The 23098-nt window shown below is 59.4% G+C and carries 20 protein-coding genes; all 20 read left to right on the forward strand.

From position 1 onward, the window contains the following. The first annotated feature begins 23 nt into the window (after window positions 1-23). The 20 genes from BSF79_RS06635 (at window position 24) to tuf (ending at window position 23075) form a co-directional block, all read left to right on the forward strand. Window positions 24-248, forward strand: a complete 225-nt coding sequence (locus BSF79_RS06635) for a hypothetical protein (RefSeq protein ID WP_090269058.1) — start codon at window positions 24-26, stop codon at window positions 246-248. Window positions 249-362: 114 nt separating this feature from the next. After that, window positions 363-563: a 50S ribosomal protein L35 gene (gene rpmI / locus BSF79_RS06640; protein WP_090269059.1), complete on the forward strand. Its 201-nt coding sequence runs from the start codon at window positions 363-365 to the stop codon at window positions 561-563. A gap of 12 nt (window positions 564-575) precedes the next feature. Beyond that, window positions 576-938, forward strand: a complete 363-nt coding sequence (gene rplT / locus BSF79_RS06645; RefSeq protein WP_090269060.1) for a 50S ribosomal protein L20 — start codon at window positions 576-578, stop codon at window positions 936-938. A 110-nt stretch (window positions 939-1048) separates the two neighbouring features. Beyond that, the gene (pheS, locus tag BSF79_RS06650; protein ID WP_090269061.1) at window positions 1049-2122 is read left to right on the forward strand and encodes a phenylalanine--tRNA ligase subunit alpha; all 1074 of its coding nucleotides are present in this window, start codon (window positions 1049-1051) and stop codon (window positions 2120-2122) included. Next, window positions 2119-2595, forward strand: coding sequence for a hypothetical protein (locus BSF79_RS06655; protein ID WP_139246391.1), 477 nt, complete (start codon window positions 2119-2121; stop codon window positions 2593-2595). The genes pheS and BSF79_RS06655 overlap by 4 nt, the downstream gene beginning before the upstream one ends. Then, window positions 2592-5003 (forward strand): phenylalanine--tRNA ligase subunit beta, encoded by a 2412-nt coding sequence (pheT, locus tag BSF79_RS06660; RefSeq protein WP_090269063.1) that lies wholly within the window; start codon window positions 2592-2594, stop codon window positions 5001-5003. The genes BSF79_RS06655 and pheT overlap by 4 nt, the downstream gene beginning before the upstream one ends. Window positions 5004-5130: 127 nt before the next feature. Next, window positions 5131-5328, forward strand: coding sequence for a preprotein translocase subunit SecE (gene secE, locus BSF79_RS06665; protein WP_090269064.1), 198 nt, complete (start codon window positions 5131-5133; stop codon window positions 5326-5328). 216 nt (window positions 5329-5544) lie between these two features. Beyond that, entirely contained in the window at window positions 5545-6078 is a 534-nt protein-coding gene (gene nusG / locus BSF79_RS06670) for a transcription termination/antitermination protein NusG (RefSeq protein ID WP_090269065.1), read from the forward strand. 103 nt (window positions 6079-6181) lie between these two features. Next, a complete protein-coding gene (gene rplK, locus BSF79_RS06675) occupies window positions 6182-6607 on the forward strand; it encodes a 50S ribosomal protein L11 (protein WP_090269066.1) in 426 nt (141 codons plus the stop codon). A gap of 1 nt (window position 6608) precedes the next feature. Beyond that, on the forward strand, window positions 6609-7307 hold the full coding sequence (gene rplA / locus BSF79_RS06680; protein WP_090269067.1) for a 50S ribosomal protein L1: 699 nt from the start codon (window positions 6609-6611) through the stop codon (window positions 7305-7307). A 308-nt stretch (window positions 7308-7615) separates the two neighbouring features. Further along, entirely contained in the window at window positions 7616-8131 is a 516-nt protein-coding gene (rplJ, locus tag BSF79_RS06685; protein WP_090269068.1) for a 50S ribosomal protein L10, read from the forward strand. Window positions 8132-8200: 69 nt separating this feature from the next. Beyond that, window positions 8201-8578, forward strand: a complete 378-nt coding sequence (gene rplL / locus BSF79_RS06690; protein WP_090269069.1) for a 50S ribosomal protein L7/L12 — start codon at window positions 8201-8203, stop codon at window positions 8576-8578. Window positions 8579-8817: 239 nt separating this feature from the next. After that, the gene (gene rpoB / locus BSF79_RS06695) at window positions 8818-12954 is read left to right on the forward strand and encodes a DNA-directed RNA polymerase subunit beta (protein WP_090269070.1); all 4137 of its coding nucleotides are present in this window, start codon (window positions 8818-8820) and stop codon (window positions 12952-12954) included. 53 nt (window positions 12955-13007) lie between these two features. Beyond that, window positions 13008-17249, forward strand: coding sequence for a DNA-directed RNA polymerase subunit beta' (gene rpoC / locus BSF79_RS06700; protein ID WP_090269071.1), 4242 nt, complete (start codon window positions 13008-13010; stop codon window positions 17247-17249). 129 nt (window positions 17250-17378) lie between these two features. Next, window positions 17379-18272: a DMT family transporter gene (locus tag BSF79_RS06705; protein WP_090269114.1), complete on the forward strand. Its 894-nt coding sequence runs from the start codon at window positions 17379-17381 to the stop codon at window positions 18270-18272. Window positions 18273-18342: 70 nt separating this feature from the next. Next, window positions 18343-18546, forward strand: a complete 204-nt coding sequence (locus BSF79_RS19440) for a hypothetical protein (protein WP_139246392.1) — start codon at window positions 18343-18345, stop codon at window positions 18544-18546. Between the two features lie 296 nt (window positions 18547-18842). Beyond that, window positions 18843-19214 carry a 30S ribosomal protein S12 gene (gene rpsL / locus BSF79_RS06710; protein ID WP_090269072.1) on the forward strand — a complete coding sequence of 124 codons (372 nt, stop codon included), beginning with the start codon at window positions 18843-18845 and terminating at the stop codon, window positions 19212-19214. Window positions 19215-19226: 12 nt separating this feature from the next. Continuing rightward, window positions 19227-19697 (forward strand): 30S ribosomal protein S7, encoded by a 471-nt coding sequence (gene rpsG / locus BSF79_RS06715; RefSeq protein ID WP_090269073.1) that lies wholly within the window; start codon window positions 19227-19229, stop codon window positions 19695-19697. A gap of 21 nt (window positions 19698-19718) precedes the next feature. Then, window positions 19719-21839 carry an elongation factor G gene (gene fusA / locus BSF79_RS06720; RefSeq protein WP_090269074.1) on the forward strand — a complete coding sequence of 707 codons (2121 nt, stop codon included), beginning with the start codon at window positions 19719-19721 and terminating at the stop codon, window positions 21837-21839. A gap of 60 nt (window positions 21840-21899) precedes the next feature. Next, window positions 21900-23075 (forward strand): elongation factor Tu, encoded by a 1176-nt coding sequence (tuf, locus tag BSF79_RS06725; protein WP_090269075.1) that lies wholly within the window; start codon window positions 21900-21902, stop codon window positions 23073-23075. Window positions 23076-23098: the final 23 nt, after the last annotated feature.

Below are 23098 nucleotides of genomic sequence, written 5' to 3' on the forward strand. Positions count from 1 at the left end.
TTTGTAGCTTGGGAGTAAAGAGAATGGACACGGACCTGATTTTCGTGGTGGGCTTGGTTCTGGCCGCGTTTTCCATTCCGTCGATCGTCTCGGCCTGGAGCGAAAGGCGGGTGCCGCGCACCGCTGCAATTGTGGTGGTGGTCGGCTGCGCCATGATCGTTTGGGCGCTTACCCAAAAGCCCGGCGGTTACCGGCTGGAGCAGGTCCCCGATGTGATCGTTGGTGTTATCGGGCGCTTGATCAACTGATTCCCCCTTGCCAGCCTGAGGAACCCCGCGTATAGGACCCCCCTATCTGTGCGACCGGCCGATAGTGGCATGCCGAGTCGCGCATAAACCGACCCAAAGACTAAGGAGACGGAAATGCCCAAGATGAAGACGAAGTCGAGCTGCAAAAAGCGGTTCAAAGTGACGGCCAGTGGCCGCGTTGTTGCCGGTCAAGCCGGTAAGCGCCATGGCATGATCAAACGCTCCACCAAATTCATCCGCACTGCTCGCGGAACCACCACGCTGTCGGCTCCTGATGAGAAAATCATCAAGTCGATGATGCCCTACGCGCGCTAAGGAGGGTCTGATATGTCTCGTGTAAAAGGTGGTGTGGTTACCCACGCCCGTCACAAGAAAATCATCAAGGCAGCCAAAGGTTACTATGGCCGCCGTAAGAACACCTTCCGTACCGCAACGCAGGCGGTCGACAAGGCAAACCAATACGCAACCCGTGACCGTCGCGTCCGCAAGCGGAACTTCCGCGCCCTGTGGATTCAGCGGATCAACGCCGCTGTGCGTGCCCATGACGAAGCGCTGACATACTCGCGCTTCATCAACGGTCTGTCGCTGGCCGGTATCGAAGTGGACCGTAAGGTTCTGGCCGATCTGGCCGTGCACGAACCCGCCGCATTTAGCGCCATCGTCGATCAGGCGAAGGCCGCGCTCGCGTAAGACCCTGCTCAGGGTTTGAATTAGGAAGCCGCGGACCTTTTGGGTCTCGCGGCTTCTTGCGTTTTGGCCCCCCGCTGGATAGCAGGGGACAACGGAATTTGGAGGGTCGGATGGACGATCTGAAGCAGAAATATCTGGGTGCCATCGCTGGCGCGGGCAACGAGGCTGCGTTGGAAGACATCCGTCTGGCCGCCGTCGGTAAAAAAGGTGAGGTCGCGCTGAAAATGCGCGAACTGGGCAAGATGACCCCGGAAGAGCGCCAGACTGCAGGCCCCGCGCTGAACGCGCTCAAGGACGAGATCAACAGCGCCCTTGCCGCCAAGAAGGCTGCCCTGTCCGACGCAGCTCTTGATGAGCGCCTTCGCACCGAATGGCTGGATGTGACGCTGCCGGGGCGCGAGCGTCGCCAAGGGACCATTCACCCGGTCAGTCAAGTGACCGAGGAAGTCAGCGCAATCTTCGCAGACATGGGGTTTTCCGTCGCAGAAGGTCCGCGCATCGACACCGATTGGTATAACTTCGACGCGCTGAACATTCCCGGCCACCACCCGGCGCGCGCGGAAATGGACACCTTCTATATGCACCGCGCTGAGGGCGACAATCGTCCGCCGCATGTCCTGCGCACCCACACCAGTCCGGTGCAGATCCGCTCGATGGAGGCGCAGGGCGCGCCGATCCGCATCATCTGCCCCGGCGGTGTCTACCGCGCCGATTACGACCAAACCCACACCCCGATGTTCCATCAGGTCGAAGGGCTGGCGATCGACACCGATATCTCGATGGCCAACCTCAAGTGGGTGCTGGAGGAGTTCGTCAAAGCCTTCTTTGAGGTGGACAACGTCGATCTGCGCTTCCGCGCGTCGCACTTCCCCTTCACCGAGCCATCGGCCGAGGTGGACATCCGCTGTTCTTGGCAGGACGGCGCGTTGAAAGTGGGCGAGGGCGACGATTGGCTGGAGATTTTGGGCTCGGGCATGGTTCACCCCAGGGTCTTGCAGGCCGGCGGGATCGACCCGGACAAATATCAGGGCTTTGCCTTTGGAATGGGCATCGATCGGATCGCCATGCTGAAATACGGCATCCCCGACCTGCGCGCGTTCTTTGACAGCGACCTGCGCTGGCTGCGGCACTATGGGTTTGCAAGTCTGGATCAGCCGACCCTGCATGGGGGGTTGTCGCGGTGACGACTGGTGAACTGCTTTTGGGGCTTGGGGGGGTGTGCCTTGCAGGTTTCAGCTTTCTGCTTGGACGTATATTCAGCCAATCAGAGGCAGTTCTTGCTGAAAAACGCCGTGTGTATGAGGAGTTCCTCACAGTTTGTCCGATGCCGAATGATGCCTACAAAGCTTGGACACCTGAGCGTGAACAGGAGCGCACTGAAGCTTTTCAGAGTGTCTATGGCAAGCTGATGTTGTATGCGGCACCTGCGGTAACTTTGGCCATTTCGCTGTATCTTGATCTCTTGAATGCCGCAGACATAGAGCTTGGACCTGAAAGCGAGCCGCTGCATCCTGCTTTTAAAGAAGCGGCAAAAGCTCACAATGATATCATTCTAGAAATGCGCCGAGATGCGCTTGGCTTATCAATGTTCGGCTACTACGGAAAGTCACGTCTGCCAGCCAACGCGTACGAAGAGGCGAAAAGGAAATCGCTATGAAATTCACTCTCTCCTGGCTGAAAGAGCACCTGGATACGCAGGCCACTCTGGATGAAATCCTCTATGCCCTGACCGATCTGGGTCTGGAGGTCGAAGGCGTTGAAGACCCGGCGGCGAAGCTCAAAGACTTCACCATCGCTAAGGTCACGCATGCCGAAAAACACCCCGACGCCGACAAGCTGCGCGTCTGCACGGTTGATACCGACGAGGGCGAGAAGCAGATCGTTTGCGGCGCGCCCAACGCGCGCGAAGGCATCACCGTGGTTCTGTGCAAGCCCGGCAGCTACATCCCCGGTTTGGATATCACTATCTCGGTCGGCAAAATCCGCGGCGTTGAAAGCCATGGCATGATGGCCTCCGAACGCGAGCTGGAGCTGTCAGAGGAGCACGACGGCATTATCGAACTGCCCTCGGGCGAGGTTGGTCAGCGCTTCGTTGATTGGCTGGCGAAAAACGATCCCGCCCGCGTCGACCCGGTGATCGAGATCGCCATCACTCCCAACCGCCCCGATGCTTTGGGCGTGCGCGGTATTGCGCTGGATCTGGCCGCGCGCGGCCTTGGCACGCTGAAGCCTGCCAAAACCGCCGAGATTGATGGGCAGTTTTCCTGTCCCATCGCCGTCAGCATCGACGAAGACACCCGGGAAGACGGTTGCGAGGTTTTCGCCGGTCGCCTGATCCGCAACGTCACGAATGTGCCCAGCCCGCAATGGCTGCAAACTCAGCTGCGCGCGCTTGGGCTGCGGCCGATTTCGGCACTGGTCGATGTGACCAACTTCTTCACCTATGATCGCAACCGGCCTTTGCACGTCTTTGACGCCGACAAGGTGCAGGGCAGCCTGCGCATCCATCGCGCGGCGGGCGGCGAAACCATGGTGGGGCTGGACGAAAAGGAACACACGTTCAGTGCCGGGCAGGTTGTGATTTCGGATGACGCGGGCATCGAGTCCGTCGCCGGGATCATGGGGGGGCTGGCCACGGGTTGCACGTTAGAGACCACCAATGTCTTCCTCGAGGCTGCCGTCTGGGAGCCGGTACAGATCGCCATGACCGGTCGCGCGCTGAAGATCAACTCGGACGCGCGCTATCGCAACGAACGCGGGATCGACCCGGCCTATAACATGCAGGCTCTGGATGACGCGACGCAGATGATCCTTGACCTGTGCGGCGGCGAACCTTCGGATGTGGTCGTGGCGGGGCAGGTGCCCGACGTCAGCCGTGCCTACAAGCTGGACGCAAGCCGCGTGTCCTCGTTGGTTGGCATGGACATTCCCGAAAGCGAACAGCGCCAGACCCTGACCAAGCTGGGCTTCCGGCTTGAGGGCAACATGGCGCATGTGCCGTCGTGGCGCCCCGATGTGCTGGGCGAGGCTGATCTGGTGGAAGAGGTGGCGCGGATCGCGTCGCTGACCAAGCTCAAAGGCAAGCCGATGCCGCGCGCCCACACCGGCGTGCCCAAGCCGATCCTGTCACCGCAACAAAAGCGCGAACAGATCGCCCGGCGGACCACGGCCGCGTTGGGGTATAATGAGTGTGTGACCTATTCCTTCATCGATCGGGACAGCGCGGCGCTGTTCGGTGGCGGCACTGATGTGACCATGCTGGAGAACCCGATTTCCAGCGAAATGAGCCATATGCGCCCCGATCTTCTGGCCGGTTTGTTGCTGGCGGCGGCGCGCAATCAAGCCCGCGGCTTTGCCGATTTGGCCCTGTTCGAGGTGGGCCCCGTTTTCAGCGGTGGTGAACCTGGCGAGCAGCAGTTGCAGGTTGCGGGCCTTCTGATCGGGCGCACTGGCCCCAAGGACGTGCACGGTACCGCGCGCGCGGTGGATCTCTATGATGCCAAGGCGGACGCCGAGGCGGTTCTGGCCGCCATCGGTGCCCCTGCCAAGGTGCAGATCCTGCGCGATGCGCCGGGCTGGTTCCATCCGGGGCGCTCTGGCCGCATTTGTCTGGGGCCGAAAAAGGTGCTGGGCGTGTTTGGCGAATTGCACCCGAAAGTGCTGGACGCCATGGATGTGAAAGGCCCCGCCGTGGCCTTCGCCCTCTGGCCCGCTCAAGTCCCCGAGGCGCGCAGCAAATCGGCCACCCGCCCGGCATTGGCGCTGCGCGATCTGCAAGCGGTCGAGCGTGACTTCGCGTTCGTCGTGGACAGCAAGGTCGAGGCGCTGACGCTGGTCAATGCCGCCGCCGGAGCAGACAAGGCGCTGATCGACGGGGTGCGGGTCTTCGACCAGTTCACCGGCGATAAGGCCGAGGCGCAGATGGGCGAGGGCAAGAAATCCATCGCCATCACAGTGCGCCTGCAGCCGGTCGAGGCAACCCTGAAAGAGGCCGAGATCGAGGCCGTGGCGAAAAAAGTCGTCGAAAAAGTGGCCAAAGCGACCGGCGGTGTGTTGCGCGGCTGATCCAACCTGCGGGGCGGCGTTGTGGCGCAGCCCCGTGCCGACAGGGCTAATCCCGTCGCAACTCCCCTTGAAATCGGGCACTGATCCGCGTATGTGCCCCCTGTTCCTGACAGAGAAGACAGCTTACATGGCACGCACTAATCCGCTTCAATTCATTCAGCAGGTCCGCAGCGAAGTGGGCAAGGTCGCTTGGCCGACCCGCCGCGAGGTCATGCTGACGACCGTGATGGTGTTTGCGATGGCCGCAGTAACTGCGGTTTTCTTCGCGTTGGTCGATCTGGCAATCAAGGGCGGCTTGCGTGGCCTGTTGTCCTTTTTCGGCTAAGGCCGATCTCGGCCAGGACTGGCCGAGGCAGGGCGAAATCACACCTTCACTCTTGAATTCCGTCTGAGTCGGGGGTAGGTGACAAGCCTGATCTGAAAATGGCGTGCTGCGATTCGTGTTGCACGCCGATTTTTTGTTTCAGAAGATGGCGATTAATCGCCTGATAGAATTAAGAATTTCGGCCCTAGGGTCGAAGGATGCAAGGACTGGGTCAAGATGGCGAAGCGGTGGTATTCGGTGAGCGTGCTCTCGAACTTCGAGAAAAAAATCGCCGAACAGATCAGGCAATCCGCTATCGAGAGCGGTCTTGAGGACGATATCGAAGAAGTTTTGGTGCCCACCGAAGAGGTGATTGAGATTCGTCGTGGCAAAAAGGTCACGTCCGAGCGCCGCTTCATGCCCGGCTATGTGCTGGTCCGCATGGAGATGAGCGACCGTGGCTACCACCTGATCAACTCGATCAACCGCGTTACTGGGTTTCTGGGCCCGCAAGGTCGCCCGATGCCGATGCGCGATGCAGAAGTAAACGCGATCCTGAACCGTGTGCAGGAAGGCGAGGATCAGCCCCGCACGCTCATCCGCTTCGAAGTGGGTGAGAAGGTCAAGGTCAACGACGGCCCGTTCGAAGATTTCGACGGCATGATCGAGGAAGTGGACGAAGACGCACAGCGCCTCAAGGTGTCGGTGTCGATCTTTGGTCGCGAAACCCCGGTCGAACTGGAATTCGCTCAGGTCACCAAGCAGGTCTGAGCGTGTAACTTGCGGGAGGCGAGGGGCGCGCGCGCCCCGGACCGGACCGCACAACTCGAACCTGCCGACGCGTCGCGCAGGTGTTGGAAAAAGGAGAGGCCACATGGCCAAGAAACTGATCGGGAAGCTGAAGCTCCAGGTGAAAGCCGGGCAAGCCAACCCCTCCCCGCCCGTCGGTCCCGCACTGGGTCAGCGCGGCATCAACATTATGGAATTCTGCAAGGCGTTCAACGCCAAGACTGCAGATATGGAGCCCGGCGCACCGTGCCCGACCGTGATTTCCTACTATCAGGACAAGTCGTTCACGATGGAAATCAAGACGCCGCCCGCGTCGTATTACCTGAAGAAGGCTGCTAAACTGAAGGGCGGCTCGAAAAAGCCCGGCCACGACGTTGCAGGTTCTGTGACCATCAAGCAGGTCAAAGAGATCGCGGAAGCCAAGATGCCCGACCTGAACGCCAATGACGTTGAAGCGGCGATGCAGATTGTTATGGGCTCGGCCCGCTCCATGGGCATTGAGGTGAAGTAAGATGGCAAAGTTCGGAAAACGCACCCGCGCCGCTCGTGAGGCTTTCGCTGGCAAGCAGGATCTGACGGTTGAAGAAGCCGTTGCTCTGGTCAAGGCAAATGCCACATCCAAGTTCGACGAAACCGTCGAGATCGCCATGAACCTGGGTGTCGACCCGCGTCACGCTGACCAGATGGTTCGCGGCGTGGTTGGTCTGCCCAACGGCACCGGCAAAACCGTTCGGGTTGCCGTGTTCGCACGTGGCCCCAAAGCTGACGAAGCTCTGGCCGCCGGTGCAGACATTGTTGGCGCAGAAGACCTGATGGAAACCATTCTGGGCGGCAAGATCGAATTCGATCGCTGCATCGCCACCCCGGATATGATGCCTGTCGTTGGTCGTCTCGGCAAAGTCCTTGGTCCGCGCAACTTGATGCCGAACCCCAAGGTCGGCACCGTGACCATGGATGTCAAAGCTGCAATCGAAGCTGCCAAGGGTGGCGAAGTTCAGTTCAAGGCTGAAAAGGCCGGTGTTGTGCATGCTGGCGTCGGCAAAGCCTCGTTCGACGAAGCCAAGCTGGTCGAAAACATTCGCGCCTTTGTTGGCGCCGTGTCGCGCGCCCGCCCGACTGGTGCCAAAGGCGCCTACATGAAGAAAGTCGCGATCTCCTCGACCATGGGTCCGGGTGTCTCGATCGATCTGGGCAGCGTAACCGCCGAGTAATCGGTCGGTCGCAATCGCGACGGATCAGACCGGTGGCGGGCATGTCTCGCCACGGTCAAAGAATTCCGCGGGGTTTCCCGCAGAATGGCGGGGCCGCAAGGCCCTGTCCTGTCCGAGACGGAGGGTTCAGGCGAAAGTCTGAATAATTCCTTCCTGAGATGGGGAGCGAGACGAATTGACCGCAGGGACCGTTCCCTCGGGTGATCTGGCCTCGGGACCCTGAAATTGGACCCGAACGGCCCCAACGCCGCGTTTGGCAGAGGGGCTTAACTGAGCCGGGGGGCAACCCCCAAATTTGGAGTGAAACTGTGGATAGAGCACAAAAAGAGAAACTGGTCGAAGAACTCGGCCAGATCTTTGAAAGCTCTGGCGTTGTGGTCGTAGCCCACTACGCAGGTCTTACGGTTGCTGAGATGCAGGACCTTCGGGCGCGTATGCGTACCGTCGGCGGGTCCGTTCGCGTCGCCAAGAACAAGCTCGCCAAGATCGCCCTTGAAGGGAAGCCTTGCGAAAGCATCGGCAATCTTCTGACGGGCATGACCGTACTTACCTACTCCGAGGACCCCGTGGCAGCTGCCAAGGTGGCCGAGGACTTCGCCAAGGACAACAAGAAGTTTGAAATTCTTGGTGGTGCAATGGGTGAGACGGCTCTGGACCGGGCCGGTGTCGAAGCCGTGTCGAAAATGCCGTCGCGCGAGGAGCTTATTGCTTCGATCGTTGGCTGCATTGGCGCACCTGCTTCCAACATCGCCGGTGCGATTGGCGCGCCTGCTTCGAATATTGCGTCCATCTTGTCCACGATCGAGGACAAGGCGGCCGCTTGAGCAACCTAATGATCTGCGTGGGGCAATGCTCGCACGTTGGAACACATCTAATGAGACGGAAACAGTACAATGGCTGATCTGAAAAAACTGGCTGAAGAGATCGTCAACCTGACGCTTCTTGAAGCACAAGAACTGAAAACTATCCTGAAGGACGAATACGGCATCGAGCCCGCTGCTGGCGGCGCTGTCATGATGGCTGGTCCTGCGGACGCCGGCGGTGCGGCTGCTGAAGAGCAGACCGAATTCGACGTCATCCTGAAATCGGCAGGCGCTTCCAAGATCAACGTGATCAAAGAAGTCCGCTCGATCACCGGTCTGGGCCTGAAAGAAGCCAAAGACCTGGTCGATGCTGGTGGCAAAGCTGTTAAAGAGCAGGTTTCCAAAGCCGAAGCTGACGACATCAAAGCCAAGCTGGAAGCAGCTGGCGCCGAAGTCGAGGTTAAGTAATCTCTGCCGGGGCAACCCGGAATTGAGTGAAGGCTGGGTCCGGTTTTTCCGGGCCCAGCCGAACCTGTCTTAGCAAGGGTTTTCGTGCAAAACCCTTTCTTAGGTGCGGTTCAACGATCGGGAGGCCTCTGGTGGGACAGGGGCCGTGAATGGATCAGAATCAGACCGTCTCGTATGGGCGAGGTGCCGGGGCCCGACGGCATCCGCGTCCGGTGAGAAACTGAAAGGTGACATCGACCATGGCTCAATCCTTCCTTGGCCAGAAACGTTTGCGTAAATACTATGGCAAAATCCGCGAAGTGCTGGAGATGCCGAACCTGATCGAGGTTCAGAAATCCTCGTATGATCTGTTCCTGAACTCCGGTGATCAGCTTCAGCCGCTTGACGGCGAAGGCATCATGGGGGTTTTCCAGTCGGTCTTCCCGATCAAGGATTTCAACGAAACCAGCGTGCTGGAGTTCGTGAAATACGATCTGGAAAAGCCGAAATACGATGTCGAAGAGTGCATGCAGCGCGACATGACCTATGCGGCACCGCTGAAGGTCACCCTGCGTCTGATCGTGTTTGATATCGACGAAGATACCGGCGCGAAATCGGTCAAAGACATCAAAGAACAGGACGTATTCATGGGTGACATGCCCTTGATGACACCCAACGGTACGTTCGTTGTGAACGGCACCGAGCGTGTGATCGTGTCCCAGATGCACCGTTCACCGGGCGTGTTCTTCGACCACGACAAAGGTAAAACACACAGCTCGGGCAAGCTGTTGTTCGCCTGCCGCATCATTCCCTATCGCGGCTCGTGGCTCGACTTTGAATTCGACGCCAAAGATATCGTGTTCTGCCGGATCGACCGCCGCCGCAAGCTGCCGGTGACGACGCTGCTGTATGCGCTGGGTCTTGATCAGGAATCCATCATGGATGCCTATTACGACACGATCGATTTCAAACTGGAGAAGAACAAGGGCTGGGTTACCAAGTTCTTCCCCGACCGTGCACGCGGCACCCGTCCCACCTATGATCTGGTTGATGCGGCCACCGGCGAAATCATCGCCGAGGCTGGCAAGAAAGTCACGCCGCGCGCGGTCAAGCAGCTCAAGGACGAAGGCAAGGTTACCGATCTTCTGGTGCCCTTCGAGCATATCGTCGGTAAATTTGTCGCCAAGGACATCATCAACGAGGAAACCGGCGCGATTTATATCGAAGCTGGCGACGAGTTGACGCTGGAATTCGACAAGGATGGCGACATCACTGGTGGTACGTTGCAAGAGCTGATGACAGCGGGCGTGACCGAGATCCCCGTGCTGGATATCGACAACATCAACGTCGGTGCCTACATCCGCAACACCATGGCGATGGACAAGAACATGGGCCGCGACACCGCGCTCATGGACATCTACCGCGTCATGCGCCCAGGCGAGCCGCCCACCGTCGAAGCCGCGTCGAACCTGTTCGACACGTTGTTCTTCGATAGCGAGCGTTATGACCTGTCCGCCGTTGGCCGCGTGAAAATGAACATGCGTCTGGCGTTGGATGCCGAAGACACGCAGCGCACCCTGCGCCGCGAAGACATCATCGCCTGCATCAAAGCGCTGGTTGAACTGCGCGACGGCAAAGGCGACATCGACGACATCGACCACCTCGGCAACCGTCGTGTGCGTTCGGTCGGCGAACTGATGGAAAACCAGTACCGCGTCGGCCTGCTGCGTATGGAACGCGCGATCAAAGAGCGTATGTCCAGTGTCGAAATCGACACCGTGATGCCGCAGGATCTGATCAACGCCAAACCCGCAGCGGCGGCCGTGCGTGAATTCTTCGGCTCCTCGCAGCTGTCGCAGTTCATGGACCAAACCAACCCGCTGTCCGAAGTGACGCATAAGCGTCGCCTTTCGGCGCTTGGGCCGGGCGGTTTGACCCGCGAACGCGCAGGCTTCGAAGTGCGCGACGTTCACCCGACCCACTATGGTCGGATGTGCCCGATTGAAACGCCCGAAGGCCCGAACATTGGTCTGATCAACAGTCTGGCCACCTTCGCGCGCGTCAACAAATATGGCTTCATCGAAACCCCGTACCGTGTTGTCACCGACAGCAAGGTTACGGACGAAGTCCACTACATGTCCGCGACCGAGGAAATGCGCCACACCGTGGCGCAGGCCAACGCCTCGCTGGACGAAGACGGCAAGTTCATCAACGATCTGGTCAGCACCCGCCAGTCGGGCGACTACACTCTGGCTCCGCGCGAAAGTGTGGACCTGATTGACGTCAGCCCGAAGCAGTTGGTCTCGGTTGCGGCCTCGCTGATCCCCTTCCTTGAAAACGACGACGCCAACCGCGCTCTGATGGGCTCGAACATGCAGCGTCAGGCGGTTCCGCTTCTGCGGGCCGAGGCGCCGCTGGTCGGCACCGGTATCGAGGAAATCGTGGCACGCGACTCGGGTGCGGCCTATATGGCCAAACGCGCCGGGATCATCGACCAGGTCGATGCCCAGCGTATCGTGATCCGCGCGACCGAGGATCTGGAGCTTGGCGATGCGGGGGTTGATATCTACCGCATGCGCAAATTCCAGCGATCGAACCAGAACACCTGCATCAACCAGCGTCCGCTGGTGAAGGTGGGCGATACGGTTCAGAAGGGCGAAGTCATCGCCGATGGTCCCTCGACCGATATGGGCGAACTGGCCCTTGGCAAGAACGTTATCGTCGCGTTCATGCCATGGAACGGCTACAACTACGAAGACTCGATCCTGATCTCCGAGCGGATCGCGCGTGATGACGTCTTTACCTCGATCCACATCGAGGAATTTGAAGTCGCCGCACGTGACACCAAGCTTGGGCCGGAAGAGATCACCCGCGATATCCCCAACGTCGGCGAGGAAGCCCTGCGCAACCTCGACGAGGCGGGCATCGTTTACATCGGCGCCGATGTAGAGCCGGGCGATATCCTGGTCGGCAAGATCACCCCCAAAGGCGAAAGCCCGATGACGCCGGAAGAGAAACTCCTGCGCGCCATCTTCGGTGAAAAAGCCTCTGACGTGCGCGATACCTCGCTGCGCGTGAAACCGGGTGATTTCGGCACGGTCGTCGAAGTGCGCGTCTTCAACCGCCATGGCGTTGAAAAAGACGAACGCGCGCTGCAGATCGAGCGGGAAGAAGTCGAGCGTCTGGCGCGTGACCGCGACGACGAGATGGCGATCCTTGATCGCAACATCTATGCCCGTCTCAAGTCGATGATCCTTGGAAAGGTGGCTGTCAAAGGCCCCAAAGGTGTCAGATCCAACGCCGAGATCAACGAAGAGCTGCTGCAAACCCTGACCCGTGGTCAGTGGTGGCAGTTGGCCCTGAAAGACGAGGCCGACGCACAGGTGGTCGAGGCCCTGCACGAGCAGTACGAGGTGCAAAAGCGCACCTTGGATGCCCGTTTCGAAGACAAGGTCGAGAAAGTTCGCCGTGGCGACGACCTGCCGCCGGGCGTGATGAAAATGGTCAAAGTCTTTGTTGCCGTGAAGCGCAAGCTTCAGCCGGGTGACAAGATGGCCGGTCGTCACGGCAACAAGGGTGTGATCTCGAAAGTGGTCCCGATGGAGGACATGCCGTTCCTCGCCGACGGGACGCCGGTCGATTTCTGTTTGAACCCGCTGGGTGTTCCGTCGCGTATGAACGTCGGTCAGATCCTCGAAACCCACATGGGTTGGGCTGCTCGTGGTCTGGGTATCAACGTCGATGAGGCGCTGCAAAGCTACCGCCGCTCCGGCGACCTGACCCCGGTTCGCGAAGCCATGGCGCTTGCCTATGGTGACGACGTTTACGCCGAAGGCATCACCGACATGGACGAAACCCTGTTGGTCGAAGCCGCAGGCAACGTCACCCGCGGTGTGCCGATTGCAACGCCGGTCTTTGACGGCGCGAAAGAGGCGGACGTGAACGACGCGCTGACCCGTGCAGGCTTTGATACCTCGGGCCAGTCGGTGCTGTTTGACGGTCGTACCGGCGAACAGTTCGCACGCAAGGTCACAGTGGGTGTCAAATACCTGCTGAAACTGCACCACCTTGTGGACGACAAGATCCACGCGCGTTCCACCGGGCCATACAGCCTTGTCACGCAGCAGCCGTTGGGCGGTAAAGCTCAGTTCGGTGGCCAGCGTTTCGGGGAAATGGAAGTCTGGGCACTGGAAGCATACGGCGCCGCCTATACCCTGCAGGAAATGCTGACGGTTAAATCGGATGACGTGGCAGGCCGGACCAAGGTCTATGAAAGCATCGTCAAGGGCGAGGACAACTTCGAGGCCGGCGTGCCTGAGAGCTTCAACGTTCTCGTGAAAGAAGTCCGTGGCCTCGGCCTGAACATGGAACTCCTGGATGCGGAGGGTGAGGATTAAGGGCCCCGCGCCCCAACCCTCACCCCATCCCGCACAAATTTGAGGACATCAAAATGAACCAGGAACTGACAAACAACCCGTTCAACCCGGTTGCCCCGGTTAAGACCTTCGACGAAATCAAGGTCTCGCTGGCCTCTCCCGAACGGATCCTCTCGTGGTCGTACGGCGAGATCAAGAAGCCCGAAACCATCAACTACCGTACGTTCAAGCCCGAGCGTGACGGCCTGTTCTGCGCGCGTATCTTTGGCCCGATCAAGGATTACGAATGCCTTTGCGGCAAATACAAGCGGATGAAATATCGCGGCGTTGTCTGCGAAAAATGCGGCGTCGAAGTCACGCTGCAAAAAGTCCGCCGCGAGCGTATGGGCCACATTGAGCTGGCCAGCCCGGTCGCGCATATCTGGTTCCTCAAGTCGCTTCCGTCGCGGATCGGCCTGATGCTGGATATGACACTGCGCGATCTGGAACGCGTGCTGTATTTCGAAAACTACGTCGTCATTGAACCCGGCCTGACCGATCTGACCTATGGTCAGATGCTGACGGAAGAAGAGTTCATGGACGCGCAGGACCACTACGGCATGGATGCCTTCACCGCCAACATCGGCGCTGAAGCGATCCGCGAGATGCTGGCCGCGATCGATCTGGAGCAGGAAGCCGAAACGCTGCGCGCCGATCTGAAAGAGGCAACAGGCGAGCTGAAGCCGAAGAAGATCATCAAGCGTCTGAAAGTGGTCGAATCCTTCCTCGAGTCGGGCAACCGCCCCGAGTGGATGGTCCTGACCGTGATTCCCGTGATTCCGCCAGAGCTGCGCCCGCTGGTGCCGCTGGACGGTGGTCGTTTCGCGACCTCCGACCTCAACGACCTTTACCGTCGTGTGATCAACCGGAACAACCGTCTGAAGCGCCTGATCGAACTGCGTGCGCCCGACATCATCGTGCGTAACGAAAAGCGGATGCTGCAGGAATCTGTCGACGCTCTGTTCGACAACGGCCGTCGTGGCCGCGTGATCACCGGCGCCAACAAGCGCCCGCTGAAATCGCTGTCCGACATGCTGAAGGGTAAGCAAGGTCGCTTCCGTCAGAACCTTTTGGGCAAGCGCGTCGACTTCTCCGGTCGTTCGGTCATCGTGACCGGCCCCGAGCTGAAGCTGCACCAGTGCGGCCTGCCCAAGAAGATGGCGTTGGAGCTGTTCAAGCCGTTCATCTACTCGCGGCTCGAGGCGAAAGGCCTGTCCAGCACTGTGAAGCAGGCCAAGAAGCTGGTCGAAAAGGAACGCCCCGAGGTATGGGACATTCTGGATGAGGTGATCCGCGAACACCCCGTTATGCTGAACCGGGCGCCGACACTGCACCGTCTGGGCATTCAGGCGTTCGAACCGATCCTGATCGAAGGTAAGGCTATTCAGCTGCACCCGCTGGTCTGCTCGGCCTTCAACGCCGACTTCGACGGTGACCAGATGGCCGTTCACGTCCCGCTGAGCCTTGAGGCGCAGTTGGAAGCGCGCGTTCTGATGATGTCGACCAACAACGTTCTGTCGCCTGCCAACGGCGCGCCGATCATCGTTCCGTCGCAGGATATGATCCTTGGTCTCTACTATACGACCATCGAGCGCGAAGGCATGAAGGGCGAAGGCATGGCCTTCTCCTCGATCGAGGAAGTTCAGCACGCGCTGGACAGCGGTGCCGTGCACCTGCACGCCAAGATCACCGCGCGGGTTCCGCAGATCGACGATGAAGGCAACGAAATCGCCAAGCGGTTCGAAACCACGCCGGGCCGGATCCGTCTGGGCGCGCTGCTGCCGCAGAACGCCAAGGCCCCCTTCGAGCTGGTCAACCGCCTGCTGCGGAAGAAAGAAGTGCAGCAGATCATTGACACCGTCTACCGCTACTGCGGTCAAAAGGAATCCGTGATCTTCTGTGACCAGATCATGACCATGGGTTTCCGCGAAGCGTTCAAGGCCGGTATTTCCTTCGGCAAGGACGACATGGTCGTGCCCGATACCAAATGGCCGATCGTCGACGAAACTCGCGATCAGGTGAAAGACTTTGAACAGCAGTATATGGACGGCCTGATCACTCAGGGCGAAAAGTACAACAAAGTCGTCGATGCTTGGTCGAAGTGTAACGACAAGGTCACCGAGGCGATGATGTCCAACATCTCCGCCAACAAGCGCGATGTGGATGGCTCGGAAATGGAACCGAACTCGGTTTACATGATGGCTCACTCCGGTGCGCGTGGCTCGGTTACCCAGATGAAACAGTTGGGCGGGATGCGCGGCCTGATGGCCAAGCCGAACGGCGACATCATCGAAACGCCGATCATCTCGAACTTCAAGGAAGGTCTGACCGTTCTTGAATACTTCAACTCGACACACGGCGCCCGTAAGGGTCTGTCGGACACCGCGTTGAAGACAGCGAACTCGGGTTATTTGACCCGTCGACTGGTTGACGTGGCGCAGGATTGCATCGTGCGGTCGCGCGATTGCGGCACTGAAAACGCGATCACGGCCGAAAATGCCGTGAACGACGGCGAGGTCGTATCCTCGCTGGGCGAGCGTATTCTGGGCCGTGTCGCGGCTGAGGATCTGCTTAAGCCTGGCACCGACGAGGTGATCATCGCCAAGGGCACGCTGATCGACGAACGCATGGCCGACGCGGTCGAGGAATCGGGCCTGCAAAGCGCTCGCATCCGCTCGCCGCTGACCTGTGAAGCTGATGACGGCGTCTGCGCGGCCTGCTATGGTCGGGACCTTGCACGTGGCACCATGGTGAACACTGGCGAAGCTGTCGGCATCATCGCCGCTCAGTCGATCGGTGAACCTGGCACACAGCTGACGATGCGGACCTTCCACATCGGCGGCGTTGCGCAGGGTGGTCAGCAGTCCTTCCTCGAAGCCAGCCACGCCGGCATCATTTCCTTCGAAAACACCACCACGCTGGAAAACGCAGTGGGTGAAACGATGGTCATGGGTCGGAATATGAAACTGATCATCAAGGATGAGAACGGCGAGGAGCGTGCCAGCCACAAGCTTGGCTACGGTACCAAAATGTTCGTCAGCGAAGGTCAGGCCGTGGCGCGTGGCGACAAGCTGTTCGAGTGGGATCCCTATACCCTGCCGATCATCGCCGAAAAGGCCGGTACCGTTAAATATGTCGATCTTGTCAACGGTATCGCCCTGCGCGAAGACACCGATGATGCGACCGGCATGACCCAGAAGATCGTGATGGACTGGCGCGCGGCCCCCAAAGGCAACGAGCTGAAGCCCGAGATCATTCTGGTCGATGCCGATGGCGAGCCGGTCCGCACCGATAGCGGCAATCCCGTGACTTATCCGATGTCGGTGGATGCGATCCTCTCGGTCGAAGAAGGCCAAGAGATCAAAGCCGGTGACGTTGTCGCGCGTATCCCGCGTGAAGGCGCCAAAACCAAGGACATCACCGGTGGTCTGCCGCGTGTGGCCGAACTGTTCGAAGCACGTCGTCCTAAAGACCACGCGATCATCGCCGAAATCGATGGTTACGTGCGCTTTGGCCGCGACTACAAGAACAAGCGGCGCATCACGATCGAGCCCGCGGAAGAAGGCCGTGATCCCGTCGAATACATGGTGCCCAAAGGCAAGCACATTCCGGTTCAGGAAGGTGATTTTGTCCAGAAGGGTGATTACATCATGGACGGCAACCCGGCGCCGCACGACATCCTTGCCATTATGGGTGTCGAGGCTCTGGCCGACTACATGATCGACGAGGTGCAGGACGTTTATCGCCTTCAGGGTGTTAAGATCAACGACAAGCACATCGAGGTGATCGTTCGCCAGATGCTGCAGAAGTGGGAGATCCAGGACAGTGGCGAAACCGTTCTGCTGAAGGGTGAAACCGTCGACAAGGCCGAGTTTGACGAAGCCAACGAGAAGGCGCTCGCGCGTGGTGATCGTGTCGCAACGGGCCAGCCGATCTTGCTGGGTATCACCAAGGCATCGCTGCAAACGCGATCGTTCATCTCGGCGGCGTCCTTCCAGGAAACCACCCGCGTGCTGACCGAAGCTTCGGTTCAGGGCAAGCGCGATAAGCTGGTCGGCCTGAAGGAAAACGTCATCGTGGGTCGTTTGATCCCGGCTGGCACCGGTGGGGCAACCCAGCGCGTTCGCAACATCGCGCAGGGTCGCGACAATGTCGTGATCGAAGCCCGCCGTGAAGAGGCCGAGGCCGCAGCCGCTCTGGCAGCACCGGTGGACGATGTTGTTGGCGGTGACGTCTTTGACAACTTCGTCCAGACCCCGGAAAGCCGCGACGACTAATATTCGATCAACGTATTGATATTGCAAAGGCCCCCGCTTCTGGCGGGGGCCTTTTGCGTTCAGATTTACCTTGCGGTCGCGCCCTGCGACGGTAACGTCGCGCCGATCCAACGAGGCGGTTCCCCAATGATGTCTGACAATACCCGCGGCGCGCTGCTGATGATGGCCAGCATGGCCGCCTTCACCCTGAACGATACGCTGATGAAAGCGCTCGCTGGCGAGGTGCCACTGTTTCAGTTGCTGGTGCTGCGCGGGGTGGTGACCACGCTCTTCACTGGTGCGCTGGCGTGGCGTATGGGGGCGCTGCATTGGCGTGTCCGGCGCGGCGATGCCGTGCTGATCGCCCTGCGGATGCTGGCCGAAATCGGCGCCGCCTATTTCTTTCTGACGGCGCTGTTCAACATGCCCATCGCCAACGTCACCGCGATTCTGCAATCCCTGCCGTTGATCGTGACGCTGGCGGCCGCACTTCTGTTTTCAGAGCCGCTGGGCTGGCGCCGGATCACGGCGATTCTGGTGGGGCTGGTCGGGGTGATGCTGATCGTCCGACCAGGGGCCGAGGGGTTCTCGATCTATTCGCTCTATGCGTTGATCGCGGTTGCCTTTGTCACGCTGCGCGATCTGGTCACCCGGCGGCTTTCGGCGGCGGTTCCGTCGATGTTGGTGACATTCTCGACCGCGCTGGCCGTGACGGCCTTCTTCAGTGTTGGCAGCATCGGTACCGAGTGGGTGGCGCTGGATACCCGCGCGGCCCTGCTGACACTGGGCGCCTCGGCCATGGTGATCTGCGGCTATATGTTTTCGGTGCTGGTCATGCGCGTCGGCGAGATCTCATTCGTGGCCCCCTTCAGATATACCGGGCTGATCTGGGCCTTGGTGCTGGGCTGGTTCGTCTTTGGCGAATGGCCACGCCCCCTGACCCTGATCGGCGCGGCCATTGTTGTCAGTAGCGGGATTTTCATGCTCTACAGAGAGGGTCAGCTTGCCCGCGCGCGCGCACGAGAAAAGAAACGGACGGCATGACCATAGAAGCACAAGTTCTCGGGCTGTGCCGCTGGTCCTATCCCTCCGCCCCCCGGTGCGTTCCAGAAAGATGCCGACAGCTACGAGGCTTTGCGCGCCGATGTACTTGCGCGGGGCGCATGGCGAAAACGACAGCAGTGTTTCGATCTCGCCGCACAGTTCCGACGTGATCGCGTTCGATCCCGATCAGCTCTCCGCGACTTTGCTCGACCGCTTTGCCATCCCTCTCGACGGGTTGATCTCGGCCTGGGACCGGGCGCTCGGCCGGGCCTAGGTCAAACCGGTCGGCTTGTGTTGACAAGGCTTGCGACTCCCCCTATACGCCCAACATCCCGGCTTGGGGGTCGCCCCATGCGCCGATACCAGAACTGAGTGGTCAAGATCCGGTTAACCGCCCGATCCTCTGGAAACCCACCGCGTCGTTCCCGCGAACAAGGGGACGCAGCGGTTTTTTGCGTCGTATCCTCGGGTACGATTTGGCGCTTTACGGACGCGTGAAGGGCCAGGAAATGAGAAACCGCACGTCTCGGCGTGCAGACACATGTGTTGATAGACGGGGAAAGAGACCCAATGCCAACGATCCAGCAGCTGATCCGCAAACCGCGCCAGCCAAAAATAAAACGCTCGAAGTCCACGCACCTCGAGTCGTGCCCGCAGAAGCGCGGCGTATGCACCCGCGTCTATACGACGACACCGAAAAAGCCCAACTCGGCTATGCGGAAGGTCGCCAAAGTGCGTCTGACCAATGGTTTCGAGGTGATCAGCTATATTCCCGGTGAAAGCCACAACCTTCAGGAACACTCTGTGGTTCTGATCCGTGGCGGTCGTATCAAAGACCTTCCGGGTGTCCGTTATCACATCGTTCGCGGTGTTCTGGATACCCAGGGTGTTAAAAACCGTAAGCAGCGTCGTTCGAAATACGGCGCCAAGCGTCCGAAGTAAGAGGATTAACAGATGTCCCGCCGTCACGCCGCTGAAAAACGCGAAGTTCTGCCCGACGCCAAATTTGGTGATCGGGTTCTGACGAAGTTCATGAATAACCTGATGATCGACGGTAAAAAGTCGGTCGCGGAAAAGATCGTCTACAACGCGATGGATCGCGTTGAAGCCAAGATCAAACGCGCACCCATCGAAGTGTTCCACGAAGCACTCGAAAACATCAAGCCGTCGGTCGAGGTTCGCTCGCGTCGTGTTGGTGGTGCCACCTATCAGGTCCCGGTCGAAGTGCGCCCCGAGCGTCGTGAAGCTCTGGCAATCCGCTGGCTGATCAACGCATCGCGTTCGCGCAACGAGAACACGATGGAAGAGCGCCTGGCAGGTGAACTGCTTGATGCGGTCAACAGCCGTGGCTCGGCCGTGAAGAAACGCGAAGACACCCACAAAATGGCAGACGCTAACAAAGCGTTCAGCCATTACCGCTGGTAATCCTGAAAAGGTTCTGACCCCATGGCACGCGACTATCCTCTGTCCCGCTATCGTAACTTCGGCATCATGGCCCACATCGACGCAGGTAAAACCACCTGCTCCGAGCGGATCCTGTATTACACCGGCAAATCCCACAACATCGGCGAGGTGCATGATGGCGCCGCAACGATGGACTGGATGGAGCAGGAGCAGGAACGCGGGATCACGATCACGTCGGCTGCGACCACCACGTTCTGGGAGCGCACCGAAGATGGCGCGACTCCGGATACTGAAAAGCACCGGATGAACATCATCGACACCCCCGGCCACGTTGACTTCACGATTGAAGTCGAGCGTTCGCTGGCAGTTCTCGACGGTGCCGTTGCCGTTCTGGACGCCAACGCGGGTGTTGAGCCCCAGACCGAAACCGTGTGGCGTCAGGCTGACCGCTACAAGGTTCCGCGGATCGTGTTCGTCAACAAGATGGACAAGATCGGCGCAGACTTTTTCAACTGCGTGCACATGATTCAAGACCGCACCGGCGCGATTCCGGCACCGATCCAGATTCCGATCGGCGCCGAGACCGAACTGGAAGGTATGGTCGATCTGGTCACCATGCAGGAGTGGGTCTGGGCTGGCGAAGATCTGGGCGCGTCCTGGGAAAGGCGTGACATCCGTCCCGAACTGCAAGAGCTTGCAAACGAATGGCGTGGCAAGCTGATCGAGACCGCCGTCGAAATGGACGACGACGTGATGGAAGCCTACCTGATGGAAGGCACCGAGCCCGACGTCGCGACGCTGCGCAGGCTGATCCGTAAGGGGACGCTGGCGATCAAGTTCATTCCGGTTCTGTGTGGCTCTGCCTTCAAGAACAAAGGTGTACAGCCGCTGCTGAACGCCGTGATCGACTATCTGCCCAGCCCGATGGACGTTGTCGATTACATGGGCTTCAAACCCGGTGACGAAGAAGAAGTTCGGAACATCCCGCGTCGTGCAGACGACGACATGGCGTTCTCGGGCCTCGCGTTCAAAATCATGAACGACCCCTTCGTTGGCACGCTGACCTTTACCCGCATCTACTCGGGCGTCCTGAAAAAGGGCGACACGCTGTTGAATGCGACCAAAGGCAAAAAAGAGCGCGTCGGTCGTATGATGATGATGCACTCGAACAACCGCGAAGAGATCGATGAGGCCTTCGCAGGCGACATCATCGCACTGGCGGGCCTGAAAGACACCACCACCGGTGACACGCTCTGTGATCCCAAAGATCCGGTCGTCTTGGAAACCATGACCTTCCCCGATCCAGTGATCGAGATCGCGATTGAGCCGAAAACCAAAGGTGACCAGGAAAAGATGGGCGTTGCTCTGGCGCGTCTGGCCGCAGAAGATCCCTCCTTCCGGGTCGAAACCGATCTCGAATCGGGTCAGACCATCATGAAGGGCATGGGCGAACTTCACCTCGATATCCTTGTTGACCGCATGAAGCGCGAATTCAAAGTCGAGGCGAACATCGGTGCACCGCAGGTGGCTTATCGCGAAACCATCTCGCGCGAAGCCGAGATCGACTACACCCACAAGAAACAGTCGGGTGGGTCGGGTCAGTTTGCACGGATCAAGCTGGTGATTATCCCCACCGAGGCGGGCGAAGGTTACTCCTTCGAATCCAAGATCGTTGGTGGTTCGGTTCCCAAGGAATACATCCCCGGTGTCGAAAAAGGCATCAAGTCGGTGATGGACTCTGGCCCGCTGGCTGGCTTCCCGGTGATCGACTTCAAAGTGGTGCTGATCGATGGTGCCTACCATGACGTCGACTCGTCGGTTCTCGCCTTCGAAATCGCCGCCCGTGCAGCAATGCGTGACGGCATGAGAAAGGCCGGCGCCAAGCTGCTGGAGCCGATCATGAAGGTCGAGGTTGTGACCCCGGAAGAGTATACCGGCGGTATCATCGGCGACCTGACGTCGCGTCGTGGTCAGGTGACTGGTCAGGATGCACGCGGTAACGCTGTTGCAATCGCATCCATGGTGCCTCTGGCGAACATGTTTGGCTACATCAACACTCTGCGTTCCATGTCTTCGGGCCGCGCACAGTTCTCGATGCAGTTCGACCACTACGATCCGGTCCCGCAGAACATCTCGGACGAAATTCAGGCGAAATTCGCCTAATCGAAATTGCCGATCGCGCAGCGCCTGTGCGATCGGCCTGACAGACAATAGGAGGCCATCATGGCAAAGGAAAAGTTTGAGCGTAATAAGCCGCACGTTAACATTGGCACGATTGGCCACGTTGACCACGGCAAGACGACGCTGACCGCAGCGATCACCAAGTACTTTGGTGACTTCAAGGCCTACGACCAGATTGATGGCGCGCCGGAAGAGAAAGCCCGCGGGATCACGATCTCGACGGCGCACGTCGAGTATGAGACCGAAGCACGTCACTATGCGCACGTCGATTGCCCCGGCCACGCTGACTATGTGAAGAACATGATCACCGGTGCGGCGCAGATGGACGGCGCGATTCTGGTTGTGAACGCTGCTGACGGCCCGATGCCGCAGACGCGCGAGCACATCCTGCTGGGTCGCCAGGTGGGTATCCCCTACATGGTCGTCTACATGAACAAGGTTGACCAGGTTGACGACGAAGAGCTGCTGGAGCTCGTGGAAATGGAAATCCGCGAACTGCTGTCCTCGTACGATTACCCGGGCGACGATATTCCGATCATTCCCGGCTCGGCTCTGGCCGCGCTGGAAGGCCGTGATCCGGAAATCGGCGAAGAGTCGATCAAGAAGCTGATGGCCGCTGTTGACGAATACATCCCGACCCCGGCGCGTGCCGTGGATCAGCCGTTCCTGATGCCGATCGAAGACGTTTTCTCGATCTCGGGTCGTGGTACGGTTGTAACCGGTCGTGTTGAGCGTGGCGTGATCAACGTTGGCGACAGCATCGAGATCGTCGGCATCCGCGACACCAAAACCACCACCTGTACCGGTGTGGAAATGTTCCGCAAACTGCTGGATCGTGGTGAAGCTGGTGACAACGTTGGCGTCCTGCTGCGCGGCATCGACCGCGAAGGCGTTGAGCGTGGTCAGGTGCTGTGTAAGCCGAAGTCGGTTAACCCGCACACCCAGTTCGAGGCCGAGGCGTATATCCTGACCAAGGAAGAGGGTGGCCGTCACACGCCGTTCTTCGCCAACTATCGCCCGCAGTTCTACTTCCGTACGACGGACGTGACCGGCACCGTTACGCTGCCCGAGGGCACCGAGATGGTGATGCCCGGTGACAACCTGAAGTTCACGGTTGAACTGATCGCGCCGATCGCCATGGAAGACGGCCTGCGCTTCGCCATCCGCGAAGGCGGCCGTACCGTCGGCGCCGGCGTCGTGTCGAAAATTCTGAAGTAATCAAACCTTCGGGTTCGAAGAGG

It is taken from the genome of Thalassovita taeanensis (genome assembly GCF_900110775.1).
GTDB classification, from domain to species: Bacteria; Pseudomonadota; Alphaproteobacteria; order Rhodobacterales; family Rhodobacteraceae; genus Litorimicrobium; species Litorimicrobium taeanense.

Bases quoted from the DNA above. Each gene is read 5' to 3' on its own strand.
- BSF79_RS06635 (WP_090269058.1), top strand. From the start codon at position 24: ATGGACACGGACCTGATTTTCGTGGTGGGCTTGGTTCTGGCCGCGTTT.
- rpmI (WP_090269059.1), top strand. From the start codon at position 363: ATGCCCAAGATGAAGACGAAGTCGAGCTGCAAAAAGCGGTTCAAAGTG.
- rplT (WP_090269060.1), top strand. From the start codon at position 576: ATGTCTCGTGTAAAAGGTGGTGTGGTTACCCACGCCCGTCACAAGAAA.
- pheS (WP_090269061.1), top strand. From the start codon at position 1,049: ATGGACGATCTGAAGCAGAAATATCTGGGTGCCATCGCTGGCGCGGGC.
- pheT (WP_090269063.1), top strand. From the start codon at position 2,592: ATGAAATTCACTCTCTCCTGGCTGAAAGAGCACCTGGATACGCAGGCC.
- secE (WP_090269064.1), top strand. From the start codon at position 5,131: ATGGCACGCACTAATCCGCTTCAATTCATTCAGCAGGTCCGCAGCGAA.
- nusG (WP_090269065.1), top strand. From the start codon at position 5,545: ATGGCGAAGCGGTGGTATTCGGTGAGCGTGCTCTCGAACTTCGAGAAA.
- rplK (WP_090269066.1), top strand. From the start codon at position 6,182: ATGGCCAAGAAACTGATCGGGAAGCTGAAGCTCCAGGTGAAAGCCGGG.
- rplA (WP_090269067.1), top strand. From the start codon at position 6,609: ATGGCAAAGTTCGGAAAACGCACCCGCGCCGCTCGTGAGGCTTTCGCT.
- rplL (WP_090269069.1), top strand. From the start codon at position 8,201: ATGGCTGATCTGAAAAAACTGGCTGAAGAGATCGTCAACCTGACGCTT.
- rpoB (WP_090269070.1), top strand. From the start codon at position 8,818: ATGGCTCAATCCTTCCTTGGCCAGAAACGTTTGCGTAAATACTATGGC.
- rpoC (WP_090269071.1), top strand. From the start codon at position 13,008: ATGAACCAGGAACTGACAAACAACCCGTTCAACCCGGTTGCCCCGGTT.
- BSF79_RS06705 (WP_090269114.1), top strand. From the start codon at position 17,379: ATGTCTGACAATACCCGCGGCGCGCTGCTGATGATGGCCAGCATGGCC.
- BSF79_RS19440 (WP_139246392.1), top strand. From the start codon at position 18,343: ATGCCGACAGCTACGAGGCTTTGCGCGCCGATGTACTTGCGCGGGGCG.
- rpsL (WP_090269072.1), top strand. From the start codon at position 18,843: ATGCCAACGATCCAGCAGCTGATCCGCAAACCGCGCCAGCCAAAAATA.
- rpsG (WP_090269073.1), top strand. From the start codon at position 19,227: ATGTCCCGCCGTCACGCCGCTGAAAAACGCGAAGTTCTGCCCGACGCC.
- fusA (WP_090269074.1), top strand. From the start codon at position 19,719: ATGGCACGCGACTATCCTCTGTCCCGCTATCGTAACTTCGGCATCATG.
- tuf (WP_090269075.1), top strand. From the start codon at position 21,900: ATGGCAAAGGAAAAGTTTGAGCGTAATAAGCCGCACGTTAACATTGGC.